Below are 23,778 nucleotides of genomic sequence, written 5' to 3'. Positions count from 1 at the left end.
GCGGTCCGCCCGCGTGAGCGCGCGTCCACGCTGAGCCCATGGACGGCACTCGCCGGTCTCCTGGAGGGTCCCGCGCGCGGTGCCTTCGTGGTCCGCGCCTGCCTCGACCCGCCATGGGCGGTGCGCGTGGCGGACCGGGCGCCGCTCACGGTGATGCCGATGGCCCGCGGCGCGGCCTGGGTCCTGCCGGACAACGGCGAGAAGGTCCTGCTCGAAGCCGGTGACCTGGCCATCGCGCGCGGCCCGGACGCGTACATCTGCGCCGACGACCCCGCTACGCCGCCGCAGGCGCTGACCCTGCCGGGCGGCGCGCGCAGCCACCCCGACGGGCGCTCGCTGAACGGCTCCATGGACCTGGGCGTACGCTCCCGGGGCGACCGCGCCGACGGCGCGGCGGTGCCGCTGATCGGCGCGTACCTCATGAAGGGCGAGGTCGACGGCCGGCTGCTGGACGCGCTGCCGCCGCTGCTCGCCCTCACCTCCGACGTGTGGCGGTGCCCGCTCACGCCGTACCTGACGGAGGAGATCGGCCGCGCCGCACCGGGCCAGGAGGTCGTCCTCGACCGCCTGCTCGACCTGCTGGTCGTCGCCGCGCCGCGGGCCTGGTCCGCCCGCCCGGACGCGGCGGCACCCGCCTGGTACCGGGCGCTCGGCGACCCCGTCGTCGGCCCGGTGCCGCGGTAGAAGGTGAGCGAGGCGGCCAGGTCGGAGGAGACCAGGCCGATCACGGCGGATCGTGGAGTCATGCAGAAACCGTGGGCAGCCGCCCGCCCGCCGGTCTTGAAGGAATCGGACAGCGGACAGGACAGCGGGCCGGGGGCGGTCCTCGGGCGCGGTGGCGTCAGCCGGGTGGCGCGACACGCCGGTCAGTGACGTTTCTCCGGTGAAGGCGTTCGGCCGTTCGGGTGAGTAAAGACCGTCCTAAGTACGTCTCAGGCCCAGGTCTAGGGAATCTTTTGTCTTGGCAAAGTGGTCGTCTGCTGGCGCACTCCGGCGGACGGCCGACCTCCGGGCGCCGTGCGCCCAACCTCCAGCAGAGGAGCGACCGTTGACTTACGGAAAGAAGCTGCGCGAGCAGATCGCCGGGCCGGGCACCACACCGCTGATCGGTGTGTACGACATGTACTCGGCGTCGATCGCGGCCGAACACTACGACGGCATGTTCGTCTCCGGTTTCGGCTTCGCGGCCTCGCACTACGGGCTGCCGGACATCGGCTTCATCGCCTGGCCGGACATGGTGGCGTTCGTCCAGCGGCTGCGGGGCGCGTTCCCCGCCCACCACCTGCTGGTGGACATCGACGACGGGTACGTCGACGCCGAGGTCGCCTGCCACGTGGTGGAGGGGCTGGAGCGGATCGGCGCCTCCGGGGTGATCCTGGAGGACCAGAAGCGACCCCGCCGGTGCGGGCACGCCGACGGCAAGCAGGTGCTCCCGCTGGACGAGTACCTGACCAAGCTGGAGCGGGTGCTCGCCACCCGGCGGGACCTCGTCGTGGTGGCCCGGACCGACGCCACCGACGAGGCCGACATCCTGCGCCGGGCCGAGGCCCTGGCCGCCACCGACGCGGACGTGCTCCTGGTCGACGGGATCCGCAGCGTGGACTGGATCCGCCGGGTGCGCGAGGTGGTGGGCGACAAGCCCCTGCTGTTCAACCAGATCGCCGGCGGCAAGTCCCCGCGGCTGTCCCTGGGCGAGCTGTCCGAGCTGGGCGTGGACGTCGCGATCTACAGCACCCCGTGCCTGTTCGCCGCGCACGAGGCGATGGACAGCGCGCTCGCCGAACTCCGGCGGGCCGACGGCCGGCTGCCCGAACTGGACGCGACGCGCGGCGTGGGCGTACGGGCCGCGACCAGCCTGCTGGAGCGCAACATGGCGCACCGGCGGACCGAGCGCGTGGGCGCGGACGCGTGAGCCACCGCTCCGGTCCCGCACGTCGGGTCCGCGCGCCCCTGCTCGCGCACCGGCTGCGGGCGGCGGCCGTGCTCTCGGCGGCCCTGGTGGGCGCCGCGGCCCCCACCGCCACGGCCGGCAGCCTCATCACCGTCCTCGACAACTCCCACGCCGACTCGATCCTGGAGGTCGACCGCGCGGCCAACCTCCAGACCGGCAGCGGCACCGCCGGCAGCGACCACGACGGCAGCGCGGTCGACCTGATGGAGACGTTGGTGGGCGCGGGACGCGCGGGGCAGGAGCCGCACGACGACTGAGGCACGCGGGCGGGACCGGCCCGGCGGCCGGACGGGTCCCGTGACGCACGGCCGGACACCGCACCGCGCGCGAACGGACCGGTGACGACCCGGCGTTCGCGCGCGGTGGTGGTGTGGGCGGGGGCGCTGCCGGTGGGGAGCCGGGGCCGGAGCCGGACACGGATGCCGGTATCGGACTGGGGACTGAAGCCGGGTACGGATGCCCATGCCGGCGGCCTGGCCGGGCGGTGGGGGCGCGGGCGTCGGCGTACGCCGAACAGCCGTACCCCGGCCCCTTGCGCCGGAATATCGGGCGCCGTCGTGATGCTGTGGAATCACCGGTGCACGAGCGCGGCGAAGGGCTGGTGGGCGTATGGCGGCGGACCGGACGGAACCCGTGGTCACCACGCCGCACGGGGCGGTACGCGGCAGGTACGAGCATGGGGTGGCGGTGTTCCGCGGCATCCCGTACGCGGCGCCCCCCTTCGGCCCGCGCCGGTTCCGGCCGCCCGAGCCGCCCGAGCCGTGGGACGGGGTGCGCGACGCGGGCGCCTTCGGACCCACCGCGCCCAAACCGCCGTACTCGGACGCCTTCGCGCAGTACCTGTCCGATCCGGACGTGCCCGGCGACGACTGCCTCAACCTCAATGTGTGGACCCCCGAGCCGGGTCCCGGCGCCCGGCTCCCCGTGCTGCTGTGGCTGCACGGCGGCGCGCTGACCCGCGGCTCCTCGGCCGTCCCCGTGTACGAGGGGTACGCCTTCGCCCGCGACGGGGTCGTCCTCGTCTCCGCCAACTACCGCCTGGGCGTGGAGGGCTACGGACTCTTCCCGGACGCCCCGGCCAACCCCGGGCTGCGCGACCAGCTCGCCGCGCTGCGCTGGGTGCGCGAGTCGGTCGCGGCCTTCGGCGGCGACCCCGACCGGATCACCCTGGGCGGCCAGTCGGCCGGCGCGATCAGCGTCGGCGCCCTGATCGCCGCCCCGCAGGCGCAGGGCCTGTTCCGGCGGGCGGTCCTGCAGAGCGGGCCGCCGGAGGCCTCCGACCGGGACAAGGTACGGCGGATGGTGCGCCGCATGGCGAACCGGCTGAAGGTGCCCGCCACCGCGGAGGGCTTCGCGGCCGTCGAGCGCGGCCTGCTGCTGCGCACCCAGGCGGAGGTGGGCCGCCTGAGCAGCCCGGTCCTCGGCGGTCCGGCGTTCGGGATCGTCGTCGACGGCGACCTCGTGCCCCGCGATCCGCTGGAGGCGCTGGTGTCGGGGGAGGCGGCGCGCGACGCCGGCCTGCTCATGGGCTGGACCCGCGACGAGTACCGGCTGTGGCTGGCCCCCGGCGGCCTGCTGGAGCGGGTCGACCGGCTCGGCGCGGTCGCCCTGGCCGGGGCCATGGCGCGCTGCCACTGCGGGCACGAGGTCGTCCGCGGCTACCGCACCCTGCGGCCGCGCGCCGGGGCCGCCGAGATCGTCGGCCAGCTGGTCACCGACCACCTGCTGCGCCGCCCCCTGCGCCGGCTGGCGGACGCCCGTCCCGGCTCCTCGTACGTCTACGAGTTCGCCTGGCCCTCGCGCCTGCCCGACCTCGGCGCCTGCCACGCCCTGGATCTCGGCTTCGTCTTCGACACCGGCGACGTCCCCGACTCCCGGCGGCTGGCGGGCGAGGGCGCCCCGCAGGACCTGGCCGACACCATGCACGCCGCCTGGGTCCGCTTCGCCGCGTCGGGCGACCCCGGGTGGGAGGCATGGGACGCCACCCACCCGGTACGCGTCCTCGGTGACGGGCCCCCGCACACGGTGCACGGCCTCCGCGACGCCGAACTGGCCCTGTGGACCGCCGCGCCGCCCGTGCCCGAGCCCCCGCCGCTCCCGCGCGGCCCGCGCGACGGCGCACAGCCCCGGGCCGCGGAACTCCGCGCGGTGATACGCCGCTTGCGGCGCTCCGGAGACGTCCACGGCATCTGACCGGAGCTGACCGGGGTCCACCACGTACCAGGGCACGCTCTCGGACCGGGTACGTGGACGCCGGGCCGTCACCTCACCGCGCCATGCCGGCGGGCCGTGTCACCGAGGCATGTCACCGTCCCGCAGTGTCCGGGCGATGTCCGTGATCGTCTCCGGGCCCACCCGGCAGCAGCCGCCGATCAGGCGGGCACCGTGGGAGCGCCAGTGCTCGACCTGGCCGGTGGTGAAGGTGGAGCGGCCGGTCCAGGCGCGGGAGCGGGCGTCCCAGGTCTCGCCGCTGTTGGGGTAGGCCACGACCGGCTTGCCGGTCACCCGGGCGGCCGTCGCGACGGCGGCGCCCACGTCGTCGGGGGCGCAGCAGTTCACCCCGACCGCGATGATCTCCGCCACGTCGGCGGCCAGGGCGAACGCCTCGCGCAGGGGCTGCCCGGCGCGGGTGCGCGGTCCCTCGACGGTGTACGACAGCCAGGCCGGTACGCCCAGCCCGCGCACGGCTCGCAGCAGGGCCTCGGCCTCGACGGTGTCCGGGACGGTCTCCAGGGCCAGCACGTCGGGGTGGGCGGCGGCCAGCACCTCCAGACGGGGCCGGTGGAAACGTTCCAGCTCGTCGACCGTGAGCCCGTAGCGCCCCCGGTACTCCGATCCGTCCGCGAGCAGCGCCCCGTACGGACCGGCCGAGGCGGCCACCCACAGGGGCCGCGCGACGCCCCGGGCGCGCGCCCGCCGGACCGCCTCCCGGGCCAGTTCCACGCTGGACGCGATGAGCGCGGCGGCCTCCTCCCGGCCGGCGCCCCGCGCGGCGAACCCCTCGAAGGTGGCCTGGTAACTCGCGGTGATCACCACGTCCGCGCCCGCCTCGACGTACGCGAGGTGCGCCTCGCTCACCGCCTCGGGCCGCTCGGTCAACAGCCGCGCGGACCACAGCCCGCCACCGAGATCGTGCCCGGCGGAGGCGAGCTGATTGGACAGACCACCATCGAGAACGACCGTCCCGTGGGCCAGGGCCAGGGCCAGGGCCTCGGCGAGGGGAGGGGTGGGGACGGGGACGGAGGCATTGCTGCGCATACTCCGACGCTAACTCCCTCCCGGGGGTACGAGGAGACGCGGATCGAGAGAGTCGGCCGGTCTGCTGTTCCCCGCCGTGCCCGATGCCGAGGCGCTGGTGAGTACGCACGCACCAGCGGGAACGGCTCGGGTGGAGTCAGTCGCGGCTGGCGCGGGAGGTCTGCCGGGCGGCCGGGGTGATCGGTGAGCCGGTGGGCCGACAGGAAGTCAGCCGGTGGGAGACGGGGAAGCGTACGCCGCGCGAATGGCTGCCCTTTCTCGCTGCCGCACTGGCCGTCCCCGCGGAATTGCTCACAGCGCCGATCCCGGCCCCTGAGCCGCCCTTGCCCACGCTCCGCTGACTTCCTGCCCGTCGATGACCCGCTAGGGCCTCTGCGGGACCGCCCAGGGGGCCGCCTCGGGATGGGCCAGGTGGCCGACTTACAGCAGCGGGTGCACGGCTTGCGGCTCGCTGATGACTTGCTGGCCGGCCGGGATCTCGTGCGGCCCGCGCTGCGGGAGTTTCGTAAGGCTATTCGATTGTTCCGCGAGTATCGCTGTACCGGCCCGACGGGCCGACAACTACTCGTGCACATCGGGGAGTCGGCACAGATCGTGGGTTGGATCGCGTCGGACGCCGGCCGGTATGCCGAGGCGGAACGCATCTATCGGCTAGGTCTCAGCGCGGTCCTGGCCCGGCTCGCTGAGTACGCCGACGTACCCGAGGTGCGGGCGGTTCTCGATTCTGCGGCCTAGGAAACGAAGGGACATGGGCGTCACTCAGCGGGATCCGCGTGGAGCGCAGCCTGGAAGGGGGAGTGAGGGGTCCGGCCCCTGTCGGCCCCGGTCCGTACGCACTTCCCGGGCCTCGACCCGCTGACCGTCCTCCGCCGGGCACTCGGCCAGCTGTGCTGTGCGGCGACGCCGGGGCGGCGAAGGTGTGACGGTCGGTTCGCGTGCGGTTCCTCGGCGGGGGCGCGGTCGGTGTCACCCCCGGTCCGGTGTTACTTCGGCCGGTGCCGAAGGGACGCGGGCCTAGCGTGGGTCCATGAGTGAGACAGTGCGTGACGACACCTTCGCGGCCCTGCATCGCGCGGGTGAGCCCCTGCTGCTTCCGAATGCCTGGGACCATGCCTCCGCCGCCGCGCTGGCGGCGCGCGGGTTCCGGGCCCTGGGGACGACGAGTCTCGGGGTCGCGGCCGCCGCCGGACTGCCCGACGGGGTCGCCGCGACCCGGGAGGACACCCTCCGGCTCGCGCGCGGCCTCGGTTCGCGGTCCTTCCTGCTCTCCGTGGACGCGGAGGACGGGTTCAGCGACGACCCCGACGAGGTGGCCGGGTTCGCCCGCCGGCTGTGGGAGGCGGGGGCCGTCGGCGTCAACCTGGAGGACGGGTGCGGACCCCTCGCCCGGCACGCCGCCAAGATCGCCGCCGTCAAGTCCGCCGTGCCCGGCCTCTTCGTCAACGCCCGCACCGACACGTACTGGCTGGGCGACGGCGACGAGACCGACACCCTGCGCCGCCTCGACGCCTACCAGCAGGCGGGCGCGGACGGCGTGTTCGTCCCCGGGCTGGCCGAGCCCCGGGCCATCGCCGCCCTGGTCCGGCGGGTCGGCGTCCCCCTCAACATCCTCTACTCGCCCGCCGGGCCCGCCCTGCCCCGCCTCGCCGGACTCGGAGTGAGCAGGGTCAGCCTCGGGTCCCTGCCCTACCGGCTGGCGCTGGGCGCGGCCGTGGCGGCGGCGACCGCCGTCGCGGCCGGGCAGGCGCCGCAGGGCACGGCCCTCTCGTACGAGGAGGTGCAGGCGCTCAGCAGACCTGACCGCTGAACACGTCCACCAGCCGGTCCGCGAACGCCTCCGGGTGCTCGGCGGCCCCGATGTGCCCGCCGGGGAACTCGGCGAACCCCGCACCGGCCCGCTCGGCGAGCCATCGCGCGGTGCGGTGGAGCAGCCCGCCCCGGGAGCCCTCGCCGGCGGCGAGCGTCAGGGTCGCTGCGTGCTCCTGGCGCGCGGTCCCGAGGGCGGGCTCCGAAGGGACGTACGCCGTGAACGGCACCAGTACGTGGGCCAGGAAGAGCGCCATCGGGGAGGACAGTTCCTCCGCGCGGGTCAGCGGCCGGGGCCCCGGGGCCGGGGCGTGGTCCGGTTCGCGGTCCTCCAGTACGGCGGTCAGCAGGGCTCCGGCGGCCTGTGGCCCGGCCGCGCGGTAGGCGGCGTACACCTCCCGCATCCGGGCGCGCTGCCGGGCGCCGTCCGGCAGTGCCGCCACGCACGCCGGTTCGTGCGCGACGACGTGCCGCAGCCGCCCGGGGTGGCGGGCCAGCAGGTCGAGCGCGGCGATACCGCCCGAACTGGTGCCCAGGACATACGCCCGCTCGCCCGCCGGCAGCACCGCGTCGAGCAGCCGGGCCGCCCCCTCGCTCCACTCCTCGACCCGCTGGTCGGCCACCGGCAGCCCGAGCCGCCCGTGGGCGAGGCCGAGCGGGTCGCAGGTGACGACGGTGAAGCGCCGGGCCAGGCGCGCGGTCAGCGGGTCGAGGCCCATGGGGTGGCCCGCCCCGCCGGGGAGGACGAGCAGCACCGGTCCGCTGCCGGAGATCTCGTGGCTCATCGCAGGGTCCACCACGTGGTCCATCGCGTGGTCCAGCGCGCTGTCCATCGCGTGGCGCGGCTCAGTCATGGGTCTTCTCCGTCCTCTGCTCGGCGGGCCCGTTCTCGCCCGTCCCCTTCTCGCCGGTCTCCTCCTGGCGCGGCCAGTGTTCGAGTGTGCGGTGCAGGGCCTCCACGGTCCGGTCCCAGGAGAGCTGTACGTCCCTGGGGGCGCCGAAGCCGCCGGCGGCCTCCAGGACGCAGTAGCCGTGGAAGGTGCTGCGCAGCAGGCGGACGGCGTCGGTGAGGTCGGGTTCGGCCAGGCCGTAGGCGCGCAGCATGCCGTAGGTGATCTCGGCGGTGCGGCGCAGCGCGGGGGAGTCGGCGACGAGCGCCTGGTCGATCCGGATCTGGGTGGCGGCGTACCGGCCCGGGTGCCGGTGGGCGTACTCCCGGTAGGCGCCGGCGAACGCGGCCAGCGCGTCCTTGCCCGCCCGGCCCGCCACGGCGGCGGCGATCGCCTCGATCAGCTCCGCGCCCGCGAACAGCGCGAGCCGCGTCCGCAGGTCCCGCACGCCCTGGACATGCGCGTACAGGCTGGCGTCCTTCACCCCGAAGCGCCGGGCCAGCGCGGACAGGGTGATCTGGTCGAAGCCGACCTCGTCGGCGAGTTCGGCGGCCGCCGCGACGACGCGGTCGGTGGTGAGGCCGGCTCGGGCCATGGGTACCTCATTTCCTAGGCCACCTAGGGTGAATCCTTGGGGGCCTAGGAAGCAAGGGAATAAGCGGGCGGGTCGGATCGGTGGGGTCGGCCGGGTCAGTCGGTGAGCAGGGTCCGTACGAAGGCGTTGGTGAACTTCCCGGCCGGGTCCAGCTCCCGTGCCAGTGCCCGGAACGCGTCCAGGCGGGGATAGCGCCCGCGCAGCACGGCTGCGGGCACGGTGAACACCTTCCCCCAGTGCGGGCGCGGCCCGAAGGCGTCCAGCGCCTCCTCCAGGCGGCGCACCACCGGCAGCACCGCCGCCGTGTCGTCGGCCCAGGTGAAGTGCAGCGCCACCGTGTCCCGGCCGTGGCTCGGGCTCAGCCACTGCGCGTCGGCGGCCACGGTACGCACCTCGCAGGTCTGCAGCACGGGCGCGACCGCCCTACGGATGCCGTGCACGGCGTGCAGCGCGGCGACGGCGTGGTGGCGCGGTAGCAGGTACTCGGACTGGAGTTCGGCGCCGCTGCTCGGGGTGAAGTCCGCCCGGAAGTGCGGCAGTCGCTCGTGCCAGGGACCGGGCACGCCCAGCTGCCCGGTGCAGTTCTCCGCCGGCATGCCCGGCACCGGGTGGAGCGCCGCCTTCGCGGGCACGGCCCACGGGAAACGGGGCGCCGGCTGGTCGGTGCGCCGCTTGAGCCACACCTGCCGGAACCCCGGGTCGCGCCAGTCGGTGAACAGGCTGACGCTGTACGCGGCACCCGCCACCGCCTCGAAGTCCAGCCCGTCGAGCGGGAGTTCGGTGAAGAGGTGCTGCTCGACGGTGAAGGCCGGCTCCAGGTCGAGGGTGAGCGCGGTGACCACACCGAGCGCGCCCAGCGAGGTGACGGCCCCGCCGAACCGGGGGTCGCCCCGGCCGACGACCACCGTGGAGCCGTCCGCCGTGAGCAGTTCCACCTCGCGTACGGCGGCGGCGAGCGGCCCGTTGGCGACGCCCGAGCCATGGGTGCCGGTGGCCACCGACCCGGCGACCGAGATGTGCGGCAGGGAGGCCATGTTGGGCAGCGCCAGTCCGTGCGCGTGCACCCGGCGGGCCAGCTCCGCGTACCGCACCCCGCCGCCGGTGCGCACCGTGCGGGCGGCGGTGTCGACCTCCACCTCGGCCGGCAGGGCGTCCAGGGACAGCAGGACGCCGCCCCGGCCGGGGTCGGCGATCTCGTTGAAGGAGTGGCCGCTGCCCAGGGCGCGCACCCGCGCGCTCCCCGCGACCACCGCGCGCAGCTCCTCGGCCGTACCCGGCCGGCGCACGTCCCCGGCGTAGGCGATGTTGCCCGCCCAGTTGGTCACGGTCCCGGCCCCGGTCCCCGTCATCGTCTCGCCCTCCCGGCGCGGCACGGCGGCCCGTCCGCTCGTCGGGGAACCTACCCGACCGCCGCGCTCCGCCCCGCCCCGTCCCGTCCGGGACCGGTGGCGACCGCGAGCATGGGGCCGGTGACCGCCTGCCTGGGGCGGTGACCAATCCCGCTCGGGACCGTCCCGGCCCGGCCCGGTGCCGCCCCCCCCGCCCCCGGAAGGGGACCCGGCACGGCCGCCCCGCGAGCGGGGGCATACCGTGAGGAGTCGTACGCACGAGCCGGGAGGAGAAACGGATGGGCAGCCGTACCGCGCTGGTCGAGGATCTGATGGAGCGCTTCCCGCATGTGCCGCGGGAAGCGGTCTTCAAGGAGGACCTGCTGCGAGGTGGTGTCGCCTTCGACCCCTCCGCGCTCAGTGACAACGAGGGCGGCGAGGTCAAGCCGAAGTCGTACTTCATCTTCTCCTTCGACCACGGCACCCTGCCCGAGCTGGGCGAGGCCGCGCTGCGCCGCCCGCCGGAGGAGATCATCCTCACCGGCGGCCCGTACGACCTGCGGCGCACCGTCGTCTCCGTACGGGTGAACCCCGCCTCGCCCTACCGGGTGGCCGCCGACGAGGAGGGCCTGCTCGGGCTCTACCTCGACGGCAAGCGGATCGCGGACGTCGGCGTGCCGCCCATGCCGGAGTACTACCGCCACACCCTGGCCAGCGGGAAGTCCGTGATGGAGGTGGCGCCCACCATCCAGTGGGGCTACCTGATCTACCTCACCGTCTTCCGGGTCTGCCAGTACTTCGGCGCCAAGGAGGAGTGCCAGTACTGCGACATCAACCACAACTGGCGCCAGCACAAGGCGGCCGGCCGGCCCTACACCGGCGTCAAGGACGTGGAGGAGGTGCTGGAGGCCCTGGAGATCATCGACCGGTACGACACCCAGAAGGCGTCCACCGCCTACACCCTCACCGGCGGCGCCATCACCAAGACGGTCGCCGGCCGCGACGAGGCCGACTTCTACGGCCACTACGCCAAGGCCATCGAGGAGCGCTTCCCGGGCCGCTGGATCGGCAAGGTCGTCGCGCAGGCGCTGCCCAAGGACGACGTGCAGCGGTTCAAGGACTACGGCGTGCAGATCTACCACCCCAACTTCGAGGTGTGGGACCGCCGCCTGTTCGAGCTGTACTGCCCGGGCAAGGAGCGCTACGTCGGCCGCGACGAGTGGCACAAGCGCATCCTCGACTCCGCCGACATCTTCGGCGCGCGCAACGTGATCCCGAACTTCGTGGCGGGCGTGGAGATGGCCGAGCCGTTCGGCTTCACCACCGTGGACGAGGCCATCGCGTCCACCACCGAGGGCCTGCGTTTCTTCATGTCGCACGGCATCACGCCCCGCTTCACCACCTGGTGCCCGGAGCCCACCACCCCGCTCGGCAAGGCCAACCCGCAGGGCGCCCCGCTGGAGTACCACATCCGGCTCCTTGAGGCGTACCGCGCCACCATGGACGACTTCGGTCTCTCCTCGCCCCCCGGCTACGGCCCGCCCGGACCCGGCCGCGCCGTCTTCTCGGTCAGCTCCTTCATGGACAGCCTGCCCGCGCGGGACACCGACGACGAGGCCGGGGAGGGGACGGAGACGGGACGCACGCCCGCTGTGTAGCGTCACGCCCGCTGCGCAGCGTCACGCCCGCCGTGCAGGCGTCACGGGCGGTCCCCGGACCCCGCGCGCCGGGCGCGGAAGCCGTGCGTCCCTTCGCGTCAACGGCATGTGCATACGCGCCTTGTCAGTTGTGTCGAAGACGTGAAAGGCTCGGCCGCTCGCCGCGGGGCGTCACGAACTCCGTTGCCGCCGGAATCAGTCGGCCCTCGCTCCCCGGACGCAGGAGTGCCATGCCCGACCAGCCGAGTCCCCGGGACACCGCCGAGGCCGCGCTGCCGGCCGAGTGCTGGGACGCGGTGCTCTCCTACGCCGACCTGTGCACGGCCGGTTCCGCCGCCGCCCGGGAACTGGCCCGGGAGGCGTTCGCGCTGGGCGCGCGCGAGGTGCGCGCCGCCGGCGCCGGCGCGTCCCGGGGCCGCCGCACGCCCCGGCTGCCCGCGATCCCGCTGATGCTGGCCGCGGTCCGCACCACCGCCGCCGCCTGGGAGGCCGCGGGACACGGCCACCGGCTCGCCCCCGACCTGCGGCTGTGGCTCAACTCCCCGCGGGCGGCCCGCCATACGGGCCCGCCGCTCGGCCGCCCCCTGGCCCTGCGCGCCCTGCGGGACCTCCAGGAGGCGGACGCCGCGCTGCTGTGGCTGGCCGAGGTGGAGGCGCTGCCGCCGGCCGTCGTGGCCCGCCGGCTCGGACTCGACCCGGCCGGCGTGTCGGCGGAACTGGAGCAGGTACGCGCCCTGTTCCGGGACCGCTGCCACCGCGGCCACCTCGACGCGCCGATGGCCGCCGAGTGCCGCGGCTACGCCCGGCTGCTGGACGCGGTCACCCGCCCCGGGGCCGCCACCGAGGCCCCCGAGGACCTCGACCGGCACCTCGCCGTCTGCCCGGAGTGCGCCGCGGCCGCCGCCTGCCTCCGGACGCACGGCGGCACCCTGCCCGCCGCGCTGGCCGAGGGGGTGATCGGCTGGGGCGGACTCGCCTACCTGGAGCGCCGCCGCCGGGCCGCCGACGTACGCCTCGGCCCGCACCGGCCCGCGACCGGTCCGGCCGGCGAGAACGCGGACGCGAAGGAACGGGCCCGGGCGCGGCGGGTGCGCGGCGGGCTGCTCGCCACGGCGGTCGCGCTGTCGGGGGTGGCGCTGACCGTGTCGCTGATGCCGTTCGGCAGCTCGGCGGGCGACACGGCGGACGGCGACACCGACCGGCGGCCGGTCGCCGACCCCGGGACCCTGCCGCCGTCCGCCACCGCGCCCGCGCCCGCGCCCGCGCCCCGCACGACCGCCCCGGCCGGCTCCCGCGGGCCCTCCGCGAGCCGTACGGCGGCGGGCCCGTCCGGAGCCCCCGACCCGGAGCCCCAGGGCACCTCCTCGGCCGCCGCGGACGACGGCCCGCCCGGCGCCGCCGACGGAGAGACAGCGCCCTGCCGCGTCCGCTACGACCTCGTCGACCGGTGGAGCGACGGCTTCCAGGTCACCGTCTCCGTGACCACCGGCCGGCCCCTGGACACCTGGCGGGTCGCCTGGTCCTTCCCCGGCGACGCACACGTCACCCGGATGTGGGACGCCACCGTCGCCCAGCACGGCACCCGGGTCACCGCCACCGCCACCGGCTACGACGGCACTGTCCCCGCCGACGGCACCCTCTCCTTCGGCTTCGTCGCCACCGGCGGCGCCGGCACCGCCACGCCGTACGACTTCACCCTCGACGGCCGGGACTGCGCGCGGACCCGCTGAGTCCGGGACACTGCCGGGGGAGTGCGCGGGGTACGCTCCGGCAGCCTGTACAGCGTCCACGACGTGCAAGTCCTGCCGCTGTCCGGCGTGTTCGTGCATGGTGTGTGCGTGCATGGTGTGTGCGTGCACGACGTGTTCGTGTACGACGTGTTCGTGTTCGCCGCGACGCCCTGGCCGCGTCGCCACACTTGCTTGAGGTGAGTCATGTCCGACGCCAGCGCGTGGATGAAGGTCTTCGCCCCCGCTCCGAGCCCCCGCGCCCAGGTCGTCTGCTTCCCGCACGCGGGAGGCGCGGCGAGTTCCTACGCCCCCCTGGCCCGGCTGCTGAGCCCCGAGGTGAGGGTGGTGGCCGTCCAGTACCCCGGCCGCCAGGACCGCAACGCCGAACCCTGCGTCGACGACATCGCCACCCTGGCCGACCGCCTCAGCGGGGTGCTGCGGCAGCAACTCGGCCTGCCCACCGCGTTCTTCGGGCACAGCATGGGGGCCACGGTGGCCTTCGAGACGGTACGGCGGCTGGAGAAGGACCCCGGCTGGTCCCCGGTGCGGCTGTTCGTCTCCGGGCGGCGGGCGCCCGGCATCGTCCGGGACGAGGACACGTACGTGCACCTGCGCGACGACGAGGGCCTGATCGCCGACGTGGTGAAGCTGGGGGGCACCGATCCGGTGGTGTTCGCCGACCCCGAGCTGCGCGCGCTCGTCCTGCCGCCGATCCGCGCCGACTACCGGGCCGTCGAGACCTACCGCTGCCCGCCCGACGCCACGGTCACCTGCCCGATGGCGGTCCTCGTCGGGGACGCCGACCCGCGGGTCTCGGTGGCCGAGGCCCGGCAGTGGGAGAAGCACACCACGGGGGAGTTCGGTCTCCAGGTCTTCGGCGGCGGCCACTTCTACCTCGACGCCGAGCGTCCGGCGGTCGCGCACGCGATCCGGGACGGGCTGCGCGCGCACCTGTGAGGACCGGCCGGTCCGGAAAAGAACCGGTCCGGAAAAGAACCGGTCCGGAAAAGAAGTGGCACGCGTTCCGGCGGGTCCCTAATCTGAAGGTGCTTCACACGGTGGCCGCAAACCGCCGCGATCAGCCGTGCGAGAAACGAGAAACAGGAGGTGTGACCGATGGCTGTCCACATGACGGGTGCTGCCCGCGCCGACACGTTCATCCACTCCACCTCCGCGGTCTCCGGCTGACCATCGCACGCTCTCGCGTGACCGGGACCGCCCTGCGAAGGGTCCCCCTTGCACTTCTCGTCTTCTTCCGTTCCTTCCGTTCCCTCCATTTCTTCCCTTCCCTCCGTCGCGCCGCATCCGCTCGCCCGCTACGGCTGGGACGACGGCTGGGCGGAGCGGTTCGCCCCGTACGCCGCCCAAGGACTGCTGCCCGGCCGCGTCGTACGGGTCGACCGCGGCCGCTGCGACCTCGTCACCGCGACCGGCACCGTGCACGCCGACACCGAGTTCGTCGTCCCCCGCGACCCGATGCAGGTCGTGTGCACGGGGGACTGGGCGGGGGTCGACCCGCACGGCGACCCCCGCTATGTGCGCACGCTGCTGCCGCGCCGCACCGCCTTCGTGCGCTCCACCTCCTCCAAGCGCTCCGAGGGGCAGATCCTCGCCGCCAACGTCGACCACGCGATCGTCGCCGTCTCGCTCGCCGTGGAACTCGACCTCGGCCGCATCGAGCGGTTCCTCGCGCTGGCCTGGGAGTCCGGCGCCCAGCCGCTGGTCGTGCTGACCAAGGCGGATCTGGTGGCGGACGCGGCGGGGCTTTCGTACCTCGTCCGGGACGTGGAGACGGCGGCGCCCGGTGTGCCGGTGGTGCCGGTCAGCGCGGTGACCGGGGACGGCCTCGACGTGCTGGCCGCCGTGGTCTCCGGCGGGACCTCCGTGCTGCTCGGGCAGTCCGGGGCCGGCAAGTCCACCCTCGCCAACGCGCTGCTCGGCGAGGACGTGATGGAGGTCCAGGCCGCCCGGGACGTCGACGGCAAGGGCCGGCACACCACGACCACCCGCAACCTCCTCGTCCTGCCCGGCGGCGGTGTGCTGATCGACACGCCGGGTCTGCGCGGGGTGGGCCTGTTCGACGCCGAGAGCGGTGTCGAGCAGGTCTTCTCCGAGATCGCGGACCTGGCCGGTGAGTGCCGCTTCCACGACTGCGCCCATGAGCGCGAACCCGGCTGCGCCGTGCTGGCCGCCGTCGACTCGGGCGAACTGCCCGAGCGGCGGCTGGAGAGCTACCGCAAGCTGATGCGCGAGAACCAGTGGATCGTCGCCAAGACCGACGCCCGGCTGCGCGCGGAGATCCGGCGGGACTGGAAGCGCAAGGGCGCGGAGGGCCGCGCGGCGATGGAGGCGAAGCGGGGGCGGTGGGCGTAGCGCCCCGGGCCTCGGGCCCCGGCTCCCCCCGGGCCTCGGGCCTCCCGGGCCCCTGGCCCCGGCCCTCGGCCTCGGGCGTCCCCCGGGGTAGGTACCGGGCCTCCGGCCCCCCTCGGGCGCCCGGCGCCCGGCGCCGGGCCCTCGGACCCCGGTCTACGGCCCTCGGCCCCGGGCCACGGCCTCGGACCCCGGTCTACGGCCCTCGGCCCCGGGCCACAGCCTCGGACCCCGGTCTACGGCCCTCGGCCCCGGGCCACGGCCTCGGACCCCGGTCTACGGCCCTCGGCCCCGGGCCACGGCCTCGGACCCCGGTCTACGGCCCTCGGCCCCGGGCCACGGCCTCGGACCCCGGGCCGCGGGCCTCCGCCCCCCGCCCCCCGGCACAGTCGTGTCCGAATTCCGCCAGCCCCGTCGTCGCCGGGGGCGGACACTGGACAGCGTGATGGACGAGGACACCAGGTACGAGGCGGTACGCAGCCGGGACGGGCGGTTCGACGGCGAGTTCTTCTTCGCCGTCGGGACGACCGGGATCTACTGCCGTCCCAGCTGCCCCGCCGTGACCCCGAAACGGCACAACGTGCGGTACTTCGCCACGGCCGCCGCCGCCCAGGGCGCGGGATTCCGCGCCTGCCGGCGGTGCCGGCCGGACGCGGTGCCCGGCTCCGCCGAGTGGAACGTACGGGCGGACGTCGTCGGGCGGGCGATGCGGCTGATCGGCGACGGCGTGATCGACCGGGAGGGCGTCGCCGGACTCGCCGCGCGGCTCGGCTACAGCGCGCGGCAGGTGCAGCGGCAGCTCACCACCGAGGTCGGCGCCGGACCGGTCGCGCTCGCCCGGGCGCAGCGCGCCCACACCGCGCGCGTCCTGCTGCAGACCACCGGCCTGCCGGTGACCCAGGTCGCCTTCGCGGCCGGGTTCGCCAGCGTGCGGCAGTTCAACGACACCGTACGGGAGGTCTACGCGGCCACCCCGAGCGCGCTGCGCGCCGCCGCGCCCCGGACCCGGCCCCAGTCCCGGCCCCAGTCCCGGGCCCGGGGCCGGGACGACAGGGCCGCCACAGTCACGCCGACGGCCACACCCGCCGCGGCCATACCGCTGCGGCTCGCGCACCGCGGCCCCTACCAGGCCGGGCCCGTCTTCGACCTGCTCCAGCGCGAGGCCGTGCCCGGCGTCGAGGAGGTGACCGGCGCCCCGGGCGACCGCACCTACCGGCGTGCGCTGCGGCTGCCGTACGGCAGCGGGACCGCCGCCGTCGACGAACGCCCCGGCACGCCGCAGGGCACGTCAGCCGCCCGTCCCGGCGGCTGGCTGGAGGCCCGGCTCCACCTGACCGACCCGCGCGACCTGACGACGGCCGTGCAGCGGCTGCGGCGCCTGTTCGACCTCGACGCCGACCCGTACGCCGTGGACGAACGGCTCGGCGCGGACCCGCGGCTGGCCCCGCTGGTCGCCGCCCGGCCGGGCCTGCGCTCCCCGGGTGCCGCGGACCCGGAGGAGGCGGCGATCCGGGCGCTGGTGGGACCGGAGGCCGCCGGAGAGCTGGTACGGCGCTACGGCAAGGCGCTGGACGCCCCCGACGGCTCCCTGACCCATCTGTTCCCCGAGCCGGACGTCCTCGCGGGAGCCGAGCCCGGGGGCGCCCTCGGCGCCCTGGCCGCCGTCCTCGCCGACGGCACCGTACGGCTCGACCCGGGCGCCGACCGGGACGAGGCGCACCGGGCGCTGCTCGCCCTGCCCGGCCTGGACGCCGCCACGGCCGCCGCCATCCGCGTCCGCGCCCTGGCCGATCCCGACGTGGCCCCGCCCGGCGCGGCCTTCCCCGACCACTGGCGCCCCTGGCGCTCCTACGCACTGCGACACCTGCTCACCGCGGAGGAACTGGAACGATGACGACTCTTCCCACCGGCACGGCCGGCGACCTGACTGCCCTGGCCGACACCGCGACGACCTACTGGACCCGGCTGGAGAGCCCCCTCGGGCCGCTGCTCCTCACCGCCGACCGGCACGGCGCCCTCACCTCCCTGTCCGTGCCCGGCCAGAAGGGCGGTCGCACGGTATGGGACGACTGGCGGCACGACCCCGGCCCGTTCCGCGCGGCCGAGGAACAGGTGCGGGCCTACTTCGCCGGTGAACTCAAGGAGTTCGACCTGCCGTTGCGCGCCGACGGCACGGCGTTCCGGGAACGGGTGTGGACCGCCCTCGACTCCGTTCCCTACGGCGCGACCACGACGTACGGCGAGATCGCCGCGCGGATCGGCGCCTCCCGGGCCGCCGTACGGGCCGTGGGCGGCGCCATCGGCGCCAACCCGCTGCTGGTCCTGCGCCCCTGCCACCGCGTGATCGGCGCGGACGGCTCGCTCACCGGCTACGCGGGCGGCCTGGAGCGCAAGGTGCGGCTGCTCTCGCTGGAGGGCGTACCACTGCCGTAAGGGAGCAAGGGAGCCAGGGAGCCAGGGAGCGCCGGGTCAGCCGCCGCGGCGCTCCCTGGCCACCCAGCCGCGCTCGTAGGCGTGCCAGCCCAGTTGCAGCCGGGTGGTCACTCCGGTCAGCACCATCAGCCGCTTCACCCGGCGCTGCACGGTCCGCAGGCCCAGGTCGAGTTGCTTGGCGACACTCGCGTCGGTCAGACCGGCCAGCAGCAGCGAAAGGACCTCCAGATCGGTGGCGTCGGGGCCGTCCGGGCCCTGCTCGGTGACGCCGGACGCGCCCAGGCGCACCGGCAGCGCGTCCCGCCACACCGACTCGAACAGCCCGGACAGCAGCTCCAGCAGGCCGCTGGCGTGCACGACGAGCGCGGCCGGCTCCGCGGTGCGCGAGGTGAGCGGCACCATCGCCAGCGCCCGGTCGGCGACCACCAGCTTGGTGGGCACCTCGTCGACGACCCGTACCTGCTCGTCGCGGCCGAGCGCGGCGGTCAGCTCCGTGATGCCGTCCGGCAGGTCCAGCACCGCGCGTTCGACCACCACCCGGTAGCGCACCCCGCGCGCGGCGGCCTGCTCCTCGGCGTCGTTCTCCATCCCGGAGACGGCCATCGGACTGCCGGTGACCAGCGCGCACACCTCCTCGGCGGCGCCCAGCTGCAACTGCAGGAAGCGCTGCGCGACCGCCGGGGCGCCGGTGACCACCTCGATCAGGTCGTGCACCGCGGGTTCGGAGGCCGCCGCGCGGTACTCCTCGGCGAGCAGCGCGGCGGCCAGTTCCGCCTTCTCCAGTTCGTGCCGCTGCCGGGTGAGCAGCGCGCCGAGCGCCACCCCGGGCGGCGCGGCCACCCAGCGGCCGGGCCGGGCCGAGGACTGGGCGGCGAGCCCGTGCCGCTCCAGGCGGCGCAGGGCGCTCTCGGTGTCGTGCTCGCCGAGCATCAGCCGGCGCGCGAGATCGGGCACCTCCGCGGCGCCCACGGACACCAGTGCCCGGTACGCCGACTCGTGTCTCTCGTCCAGCCCTATCGCTGCCAGCATCAGCTGCCGTCCCTCCCCTTCGGACCCCGGTCACCGACCGGCGGTGCGGCACGTGTCGGCGGTGGCGGGAAACAGCCACGGCACAAACCCGCCGCCCAACATCATCGCCGTACCCCCGGCCGTCCTGACAAGGTGGCAGCACCGAAGCGGCGACGGGCGGCCCCGGTACCCGGCAGCACGGGTGCGGCCTGCCCGGACGCGTACGGAGCGCGGCGCTCCGGGCCCCGCCCCCGTCCGGATGCCGGCCGGCCCCGGCCGCCGCGCGGCACGCGGCCCCGGCGGCAGGAGCGGCAGGCCCGCGACCGTGCCCGTGCCCGTGCCCGCGCGGCGGTGTTCCGCCGTTCCGCGCGCGACCCGGCCGGACCGGGTCCTCCAGGCGTCGCCGGGCGGTTCTCCCGTGGGGGGTGGGACCGCCCGGCGACTTCAGTCCGTACGTTTCCGTACGTTTCCGTACGGGAGTTCGAGGTGTCCTCCGCAGGGCCGTTCGGGGCCCGCGCACCCGCCGCATTTTCCGGATGCCCCGTCTCCGACCGGCCCCCGCGGTGGACAATCGGTGGCATGAGCCAGCAGGGGGGAAGGCCCACCGGTCATGAGGCCGACTGGTGGGGGCAGTTGTACGACGACTCCGCCGGGGACACGGGGCCCACGGCCGCGGCCGATTCCCTGGACGACCGCTTCGCCTCGGCCGCCGACGCGGTGGACGCGGTGGACGCCGCGCAGCCGGGGGGCGGGGCGGTCGACGACCCGGACGAGGAGTGGGTGCGCTTCGACGGCGATCCGCCCGCGCGGGGACCGGCCGCTGCCGGTACGTCTCCGCCCGCGCCCGCCCCTTGGTGGGAACCGGCCGCTCCCGGGCCGGTGCCGTCCCCGCCGGGGGAGGACAGTCCGGCCGCTCCTCCCGGCGGCCCGGGCCCGTCCGCGCCGGCCGCGGACGCCCCCGCTCCGGCCGGCTCCGGTCCGGACACCCCCGCCGACGAGCCGTCCCCGGCCACCGGCTGGCTCCGGGGCGCGGCTCCCGAGCGGGGGAGCGTTCCACTCGCCCCCGCCCCCGGCGATCCCCCCGCCCCCGTCGATAACGACGATCACGTCGGCCACGTAGGCTCCGGCCCCCCGACCTACGACGCGGAGCCCACCGCCCTGCCGGTCGTGGACCCGGACGGGCTGGTGGAGTTGGTGCCGGACACGGTGCTGGACGGGGCCCGGCAGGGGGCCTGCACGCTGCGGGCCGCGTCCGTGCGGGGGGACTCGCCCCGCTACCGGGGCGAACCGCGCCGGGACGCGCTGCTCACCGCCCGGTTCGGCACCGGCGACCACGCGCTGGTCCTGGTCGCGATGGCGACCGGCGCCCGCGCCGCGCCGGGCGCGCACCGCGCGGCGGCCGAGGCGTGCCGGTGGATCGCCCAGGCCGTGGGCCGCAGTCACGTCCGGCTGGCCGAGGACATCCGGGCCGCCCGCCGGGGCGAGCTGAAGTCCGGCCTGCACCGCCTCACCGACCGCAGCCTCGGCCGACTCCGCGCCGACGCCGTCGAACAGGGTGTCGACCCCGAGACGTACGCGGCGAGCCTGCGCTGCCTGCTGCTGCCCGCCGACCCCCAGTGCCGGGTGCGGGTCTTCTTCGGCGTCGGCGCGGGCGGCCTGTTCCGGTTGCGCGAGGGCGCCTGGGAGGATCTCGACCCGCCGGACCCCGCAGGCGGCGACCGCCTCACCCTCGGCCTCGGCATCCCCGCCCCGCCGGGACCCTTCGCGGCCGCCGTCGTCCCCGCGCCCCGCCCGCCCGGTGACCCGTTTCGTTTCCGGGCCTCCCTGGCCCGGCCGGGTGACACCCTCCTGATGTGCACGGGCGGGCTCGCCGAGCCGCTGCGCGGCGAGCCCGCGCTGGGCGCGCACCTGGCCGGACGGTGGGAGAAGCCCGCGCCGCCCGGCCTGGCGGCCTTCCTGGCGGACGCCCAGACCCGGGTCAAGGGGTACGCGGACGACCGTACGGCCGCGGCCGTGTGGGAGGCGTGAGCGCCGGGGCTGTGCCTTCATGGACCCGAGGAGTCCGCCGGAGACCGAAGGGGCACCGAGAGCCATGGCCAAGCAGAACGTCGCAGAGCAGTTCGTCGACATCCTCGTCCGTGCCGGGGTCAAGCGCCTGTACGGCGTCGTCGGGGACAGTCTCAACCCGGTCGTCGACGCGGTCCGCCGCGACGCCGCCATCGACTGGATCCACGTCCGCCACGAGGAGACCGCCGCGTTCGCGGCCGGCGCCGAGGCGCAGATCACCGGGAAGCTCGCGGCCTGCGCCGGCTCCTGCGGCCCCGGCAACCTGCACCTCATCAACGGCCTGTACGACGCCCACCGCTCCATGGCCCCCGTCCTCGCCCTCGCCTCGCACATCCCCTCCAGCGAGATCGGCCTCGGCTACTTCCAGGAGACGCACCCCGACCGGCTGTTCCAGGAGTGCAGCCACTACAGCGAGCTGATCTCCAACCCGAAGCAGCTGCCCCGGCTGCTGGACACCGCCATCCAGAACGCGGTCGGCCGCGGCGGCGTCAGCGTGGTGACCCTGCCCGGCGACATCGCGGCCGAGCCCGCCCCGGAGAAGGCCGCCGAGACCGCCGTCGTCACCTCCCGGCCCACCGTCCGCCCCGGCGACGCCGAGATCGACCGGCTCGCCCGGATGATCGACGAGGCGGACAAGGTGACCCTGTTCTGCGGCAGCGGGACCGCGGGCGCCCACGCCGAGGTGATGGAGTTCGCCGGGAAGATCAAGTCCCCGGTCGGCCACGCCCTGCGCGGCAAGGAATGGATCCAGTACGACAACCCGTACGACGTCGGGATGAGCGGGCTGCTCGGCTACGGCGCCGCCTACGAGGCCACCCACGAGTGCGACCTGCTGCTCCTGCTCGGCACCGACTTCCCGTACAACGCGTTCCTGCCCGACGACGTCAAGATCGCCCAGGTGGACGTGCGGCCCGAGCACCTCGGCCGCCGCTCCAAGCTGGACCTGGCGGTGTGGGGGGATGTGCGGGAGACGCTGCGCTGCCTGATCCCGCGGGTGCGGGAGAAGAAGAGCCGGCGCTTCCTGGACCGGATGCTCAAGAAGCACGCGGACGCGCTGGAGGGCGTCGTCAAGGCGTACACCCGGAAGGTGGACAAGCACGTCCCCATCCATCCCGAGTACGTGGCCGCCGTGCTCGACGAAGTGGCCGACGACGACGCCGTGTTCACCATCGACACCGGCATGTGCAATGTCTGGGGCGCGCGGTACATCTCGCCCAACGGGCGCCGCCGGATCATCGGTTCCTTCTCGCACGGCTCGATGGCGAACGCGCTGCCGATGGCGATCGGCGCGCAGTTCACCGACCGGCACCGGCAGGTGGTCTCCATGTCAGGGGACGGCGGATTCTCCATGCTGATGGGCGACTTCCTGACCCTGGTCCAGTACGACCTTCCGGTGAAGGTCGTCCTGTTCGACAACTCCTCGCTCGGCATGGTCGAGCTGGAGATGATGGTCGCGGGCCTGCCCGCGTACGGCACCACCAACAAGAACCCCGACTTCGCCGCCGTGGCCCGTGCCTGCGGCGCGTACGGCGTCCGGGTGGAGAAGCCCAAGGACCTGGCCGGGGCGCTGAAGGATGCCTTCCGGCACAAGGGCCCGGCGCTGGTGGACGTCGTCACCGACCCCAACGCCCTGTCCATCCCGCCGAAGATCAAGGCCGAGATGGTGTCCGGTTTCGCCCTCTCGGCCTCGAAGATGGTGCTGGACGGCGGGGTGGGCCGGATGGTGCAGCTGGCCCGCTCCAATCTGCGCAACGTGCCCCGGCCGTGAGGCCCGTCGGGCCCGGTGGACGCGAAAAGCGGCGTACTTTGGCCAATTTCGCCGCCGGGCCGGACGCGCGCCCTGCCGCGGGCCGGGGTGCCTCCCGTGGGTACGGACGGGTCCAGGGGCGCCTCTGGGGCCACCGCGCCCGTCCGGCGGGAGCCCGCGCAAGGCGGCGCGCCGGTCGGCGCGGGGGTACGGCGCCGGGTGCGCCGCGCGCGGGGCGGCCCGCGGATGGCCGAACACCCGGGCGTCGGCGATCCGGCATGACTGGCGCGGGCCGCACAGGGGCAGGGATCCCGGTGAACGTGTTCGGGCTGGAGGGGAACCGATATCGGCACGCGGGCGGGGGAGATGGAGAGTCAGGCACGAGGGGGCGGCCCCATGACGGCCGGGGCCTTCGCGGACGGGACGGCGCGGGAGGAGACCGACGGCGCGGTCCGCCCGGCCCCGCCCCAGCTGCGGCGCCGGCTGGAGCGGGCGGACCTCAGAGCCGTGTCCGAGGCGCGCCGGGCACTGCGTGAGCTGCTGCGCCCCTGGGGGCGCACGGACACCTCGGAGGTCGCGGAACTGCTCACCAGCGAACTGGTCACCAACGCGCTCGTCCACACCGACGACGACGCGATCCTGACGGCGACGGTGTCCCCGCGCGGCGGACTGCGCGTGGAGGTACGGGACTTCGTGGGCCGCGGGCCCCGGCCGCGCCGGCCGGTGGCCGGTGAGGACACCAACGGGCGGGGACTGTTCCTCGTCGAGTCCCTCGCGGACGACTGGGGTGTGTGCCCGCACGGGGTCGGCAAGTCCGTCTGGTTCGAACTCGGCGACCGAGCGGCGTGAACGGGGAGGGGGGGGGGGGGGCGGGGGGCGGGGCCCGCCCCCCCCCCCCCCCCCCCCCCCCCCCCCCCCCCCCCCCCCCCCCCCCCCC

20 protein-coding genes and 1 pseudogene are annotated in these 23,778 nt (G+C 75.3%); 16 read left to right on the top strand and 5 right to left on the bottom strand.

Translation table 11 applies throughout. From position 1 onward, the window contains the following. Nucleotides 1-30: 30 nt before the first annotated feature. The 4 genes and pseudogenes from ABZ858_RS11990 to ABZ858_RS11975 all read left to right on the top strand — a co-directional run. Nucleotides 31-681 (top strand): annotated as a pseudogene (locus ABZ858_RS11990) (cupin domain-containing protein); the annotation flags it as partial. Nucleotides 682-1,048: 367 nt separating this feature from the next. Beyond that, entirely contained in the window at nucleotides 1,049-1,912 is an 864-nt protein-coding gene (locus ABZ858_RS11985; protein WP_361375372.1) for an isocitrate lyase/PEP mutase family protein, read from the top strand. Then, nucleotides 1,909-2,208, top strand: a complete 300-nt coding sequence (locus tag ABZ858_RS11980) for a hypothetical protein (protein WP_361375370.1) — start codon at nucleotides 1,909-1,911, stop codon at nucleotides 2,206-2,208. Before ABZ858_RS11985 ends, ABZ858_RS11980 begins: the two co-directional genes overlap by 4 nt. A 352-nt stretch (nucleotides 2,209-2,560) precedes the next feature. Continuing rightward, nucleotides 2,561-4,144 (top strand): carboxylesterase family protein, encoded by a 1,584-nt coding sequence (locus ABZ858_RS11975; protein ID WP_361375368.1) that lies wholly within the window; start codon nucleotides 2,561-2,563, stop codon nucleotides 4,142-4,144. 99 nt (nucleotides 4,145-4,243) lie between these two features. On the opposite strand, the gene mmuM is transcribed toward ABZ858_RS11975, so the two are convergent. Further along, complete coding sequence (gene mmuM / locus ABZ858_RS11970) at nucleotides 4,244-5,209, bottom strand: homocysteine S-methyltransferase (protein WP_361375366.1); 966 nt, start codon at nucleotides 5,207-5,209, stop codon at nucleotides 4,244-4,246. 146 nt (nucleotides 5,210-5,355) lie between these two features. Here mmuM and ABZ858_RS11965 point away from each other — a divergent pair, with 146 nt between their 5' ends. The 3 genes from ABZ858_RS11965 to ABZ858_RS11955 all read left to right on the top strand — a co-directional run bounded on the left by ABZ858_RS11965 (nucleotide 5,356) and on the right by ABZ858_RS11955 (nucleotide 7,016). Next, nucleotides 5,356-5,550, top strand: coding sequence for a hypothetical protein (locus ABZ858_RS11965; RefSeq protein ID WP_361376158.1), 195 nt, complete (start codon nucleotides 5,356-5,358; stop codon nucleotides 5,548-5,550). Nucleotides 5,551-5,620: 70 nt separating this feature from the next. Then, the gene (locus ABZ858_RS11960) at nucleotides 5,621-5,944 is read left to right on the top strand and encodes a hypothetical protein (protein ID WP_361375365.1); all 324 of its coding nucleotides are present in this window, start codon (nucleotides 5,621-5,623) and stop codon (nucleotides 5,942-5,944) included. Between the two features lie 292 nt (nucleotides 5,945-6,236). Beyond that, nucleotides 6,237-7,016: an isocitrate lyase/phosphoenolpyruvate mutase family protein gene (locus tag ABZ858_RS11955; protein WP_361375364.1), complete on the top strand. Its 780-nt coding sequence runs from the start codon at nucleotides 6,237-6,239 to the stop codon at nucleotides 7,014-7,016. Here the strand turns inward: ABZ858_RS11955 and ABZ858_RS11950 are convergent. The 3 genes from ABZ858_RS11950 to ABZ858_RS11940 all read right to left on the bottom strand — a co-directional run bounded on the left by ABZ858_RS11950 (nucleotide 6,997) and on the right by ABZ858_RS11940 (nucleotide 9,849). Then, nucleotides 6,997-7,800, bottom strand: coding sequence for an alpha/beta hydrolase (locus ABZ858_RS11950; RefSeq protein WP_361376155.1), 804 nt, complete (start codon nucleotides 7,798-7,800; stop codon nucleotides 6,997-6,999). The genes ABZ858_RS11955 and ABZ858_RS11950 overlap by 20 nt on opposite strands. Nucleotides 7,801-7,861: 61 nt before the next feature. Then, entirely contained in the window at nucleotides 7,862-8,500 is a 639-nt protein-coding gene (locus tag ABZ858_RS11945; RefSeq protein ID WP_361375363.1) for a WHG domain-containing protein, read from the bottom strand. Between the two features lie 95 nt (nucleotides 8,501-8,595). After that, entirely contained in the window at nucleotides 8,596-9,849 is a 1,254-nt protein-coding gene (locus ABZ858_RS11940) for a D-arabinono-1,4-lactone oxidase (protein WP_361375361.1), read from the bottom strand. Between the two features lie 278 nt (nucleotides 9,850-10,127). Here ABZ858_RS11940 and ABZ858_RS11935 point away from each other — a divergent pair, with 278 nt between their 5' ends. From ABZ858_RS11935 to ABZ858_RS11910, 6 genes are all read left to right on the top strand, one after another. Next, entirely contained in the window at nucleotides 10,128-11,486 is a 1,359-nt protein-coding gene (locus ABZ858_RS11935; protein ID WP_361375359.1) for a radical SAM protein, read from the top strand. 230 nt (nucleotides 11,487-11,716) lie between these two features. Next, nucleotides 11,717-13,216, top strand: a complete 1,500-nt coding sequence (locus ABZ858_RS11930) for a cellulose-binding domain-containing protein (RefSeq protein ID WP_361375357.1) — start codon at nucleotides 11,717-11,719, stop codon at nucleotides 13,214-13,216. A gap of 204 nt (nucleotides 13,217-13,420) precedes the next feature. Beyond that, nucleotides 13,421-14,173 carry an alpha/beta fold hydrolase gene (locus tag ABZ858_RS11925; RefSeq protein WP_361375355.1) on the top strand — a complete coding sequence of 251 codons (753 nt, stop codon included), beginning with the start codon at nucleotides 13,421-13,423 and terminating at the stop codon, nucleotides 14,171-14,173. 318 nt (nucleotides 14,174-14,491) lie between these two features. Continuing rightward, a complete protein-coding gene (gene rsgA / locus ABZ858_RS11920; protein ID WP_361376152.1) occupies nucleotides 14,492-15,589 on the top strand; it encodes a ribosome small subunit-dependent GTPase A in 1,098 nt (365 codons plus the stop codon). Nucleotides 15,590-16,031: 442 nt separating this feature from the next. Then, nucleotides 16,032-17,480, top strand: a complete 1,449-nt coding sequence (locus ABZ858_RS11915; protein ID WP_361376149.1) for an AlkA N-terminal domain-containing protein — start codon at nucleotides 16,032-16,034, stop codon at nucleotides 17,478-17,480. Next, nucleotides 17,477-18,019, top strand: coding sequence for a methylated-DNA--[protein]-cysteine S-methyltransferase (locus ABZ858_RS11910; protein WP_361375353.1), 543 nt, complete (start codon nucleotides 17,477-17,479; stop codon nucleotides 18,017-18,019). Before ABZ858_RS11915 ends, ABZ858_RS11910 begins: the two co-directional genes overlap by 4 nt. A 36-nt stretch (nucleotides 18,020-18,055) precedes the next feature. Here ABZ858_RS11910 and ABZ858_RS11905 read toward each other — a convergent pair whose 3' ends face one another. Beyond that, complete coding sequence (locus ABZ858_RS11905) at nucleotides 18,056-19,048, bottom strand: helix-turn-helix domain-containing protein (protein WP_361375351.1); 993 nt, start codon at nucleotides 19,046-19,048, stop codon at nucleotides 18,056-18,058. A 558-nt stretch (nucleotides 19,049-19,606) separates the two neighbouring features. Between ABZ858_RS11905 and ABZ858_RS11900 the strand changes: the two genes are divergently transcribed. From ABZ858_RS11900 to ABZ858_RS11890, 3 genes are all read left to right on the top strand, one after another. Then, complete coding sequence (locus ABZ858_RS11900) at nucleotides 19,607-21,055, top strand: protein phosphatase 2C domain-containing protein (protein ID WP_361375349.1); 1,449 nt, start codon at nucleotides 19,607-19,609, stop codon at nucleotides 21,053-21,055. 64 nt (nucleotides 21,056-21,119) lie between these two features. Further along, the gene (locus ABZ858_RS11895; protein WP_361375347.1) at nucleotides 21,120-22,862 is read left to right on the top strand and encodes a pyruvate dehydrogenase; all 1,743 of its coding nucleotides are present in this window, start codon (nucleotides 21,120-21,122) and stop codon (nucleotides 22,860-22,862) included. A gap of 375 nt (nucleotides 22,863-23,237) precedes the next feature. Then, nucleotides 23,238-23,690 (top strand): ATP-binding protein, encoded by a 453-nt coding sequence (locus tag ABZ858_RS11890; protein ID WP_361375345.1) that lies wholly within the window; start codon nucleotides 23,238-23,240, stop codon nucleotides 23,688-23,690. The last annotated feature ends 88 nt before the right edge of the window (nucleotides 23,691-23,778 follow it).

The organism is Streptomyces sp. NPDC047017, assembly GCF_040644175.1.
Classification (GTDB): domain Bacteria; phylum Actinomycetota; class Actinomycetes; order Streptomycetales; family Streptomycetaceae; genus Streptomyces.
This window is presented reverse-complemented; position numbering and strand designations above follow the sequence as displayed.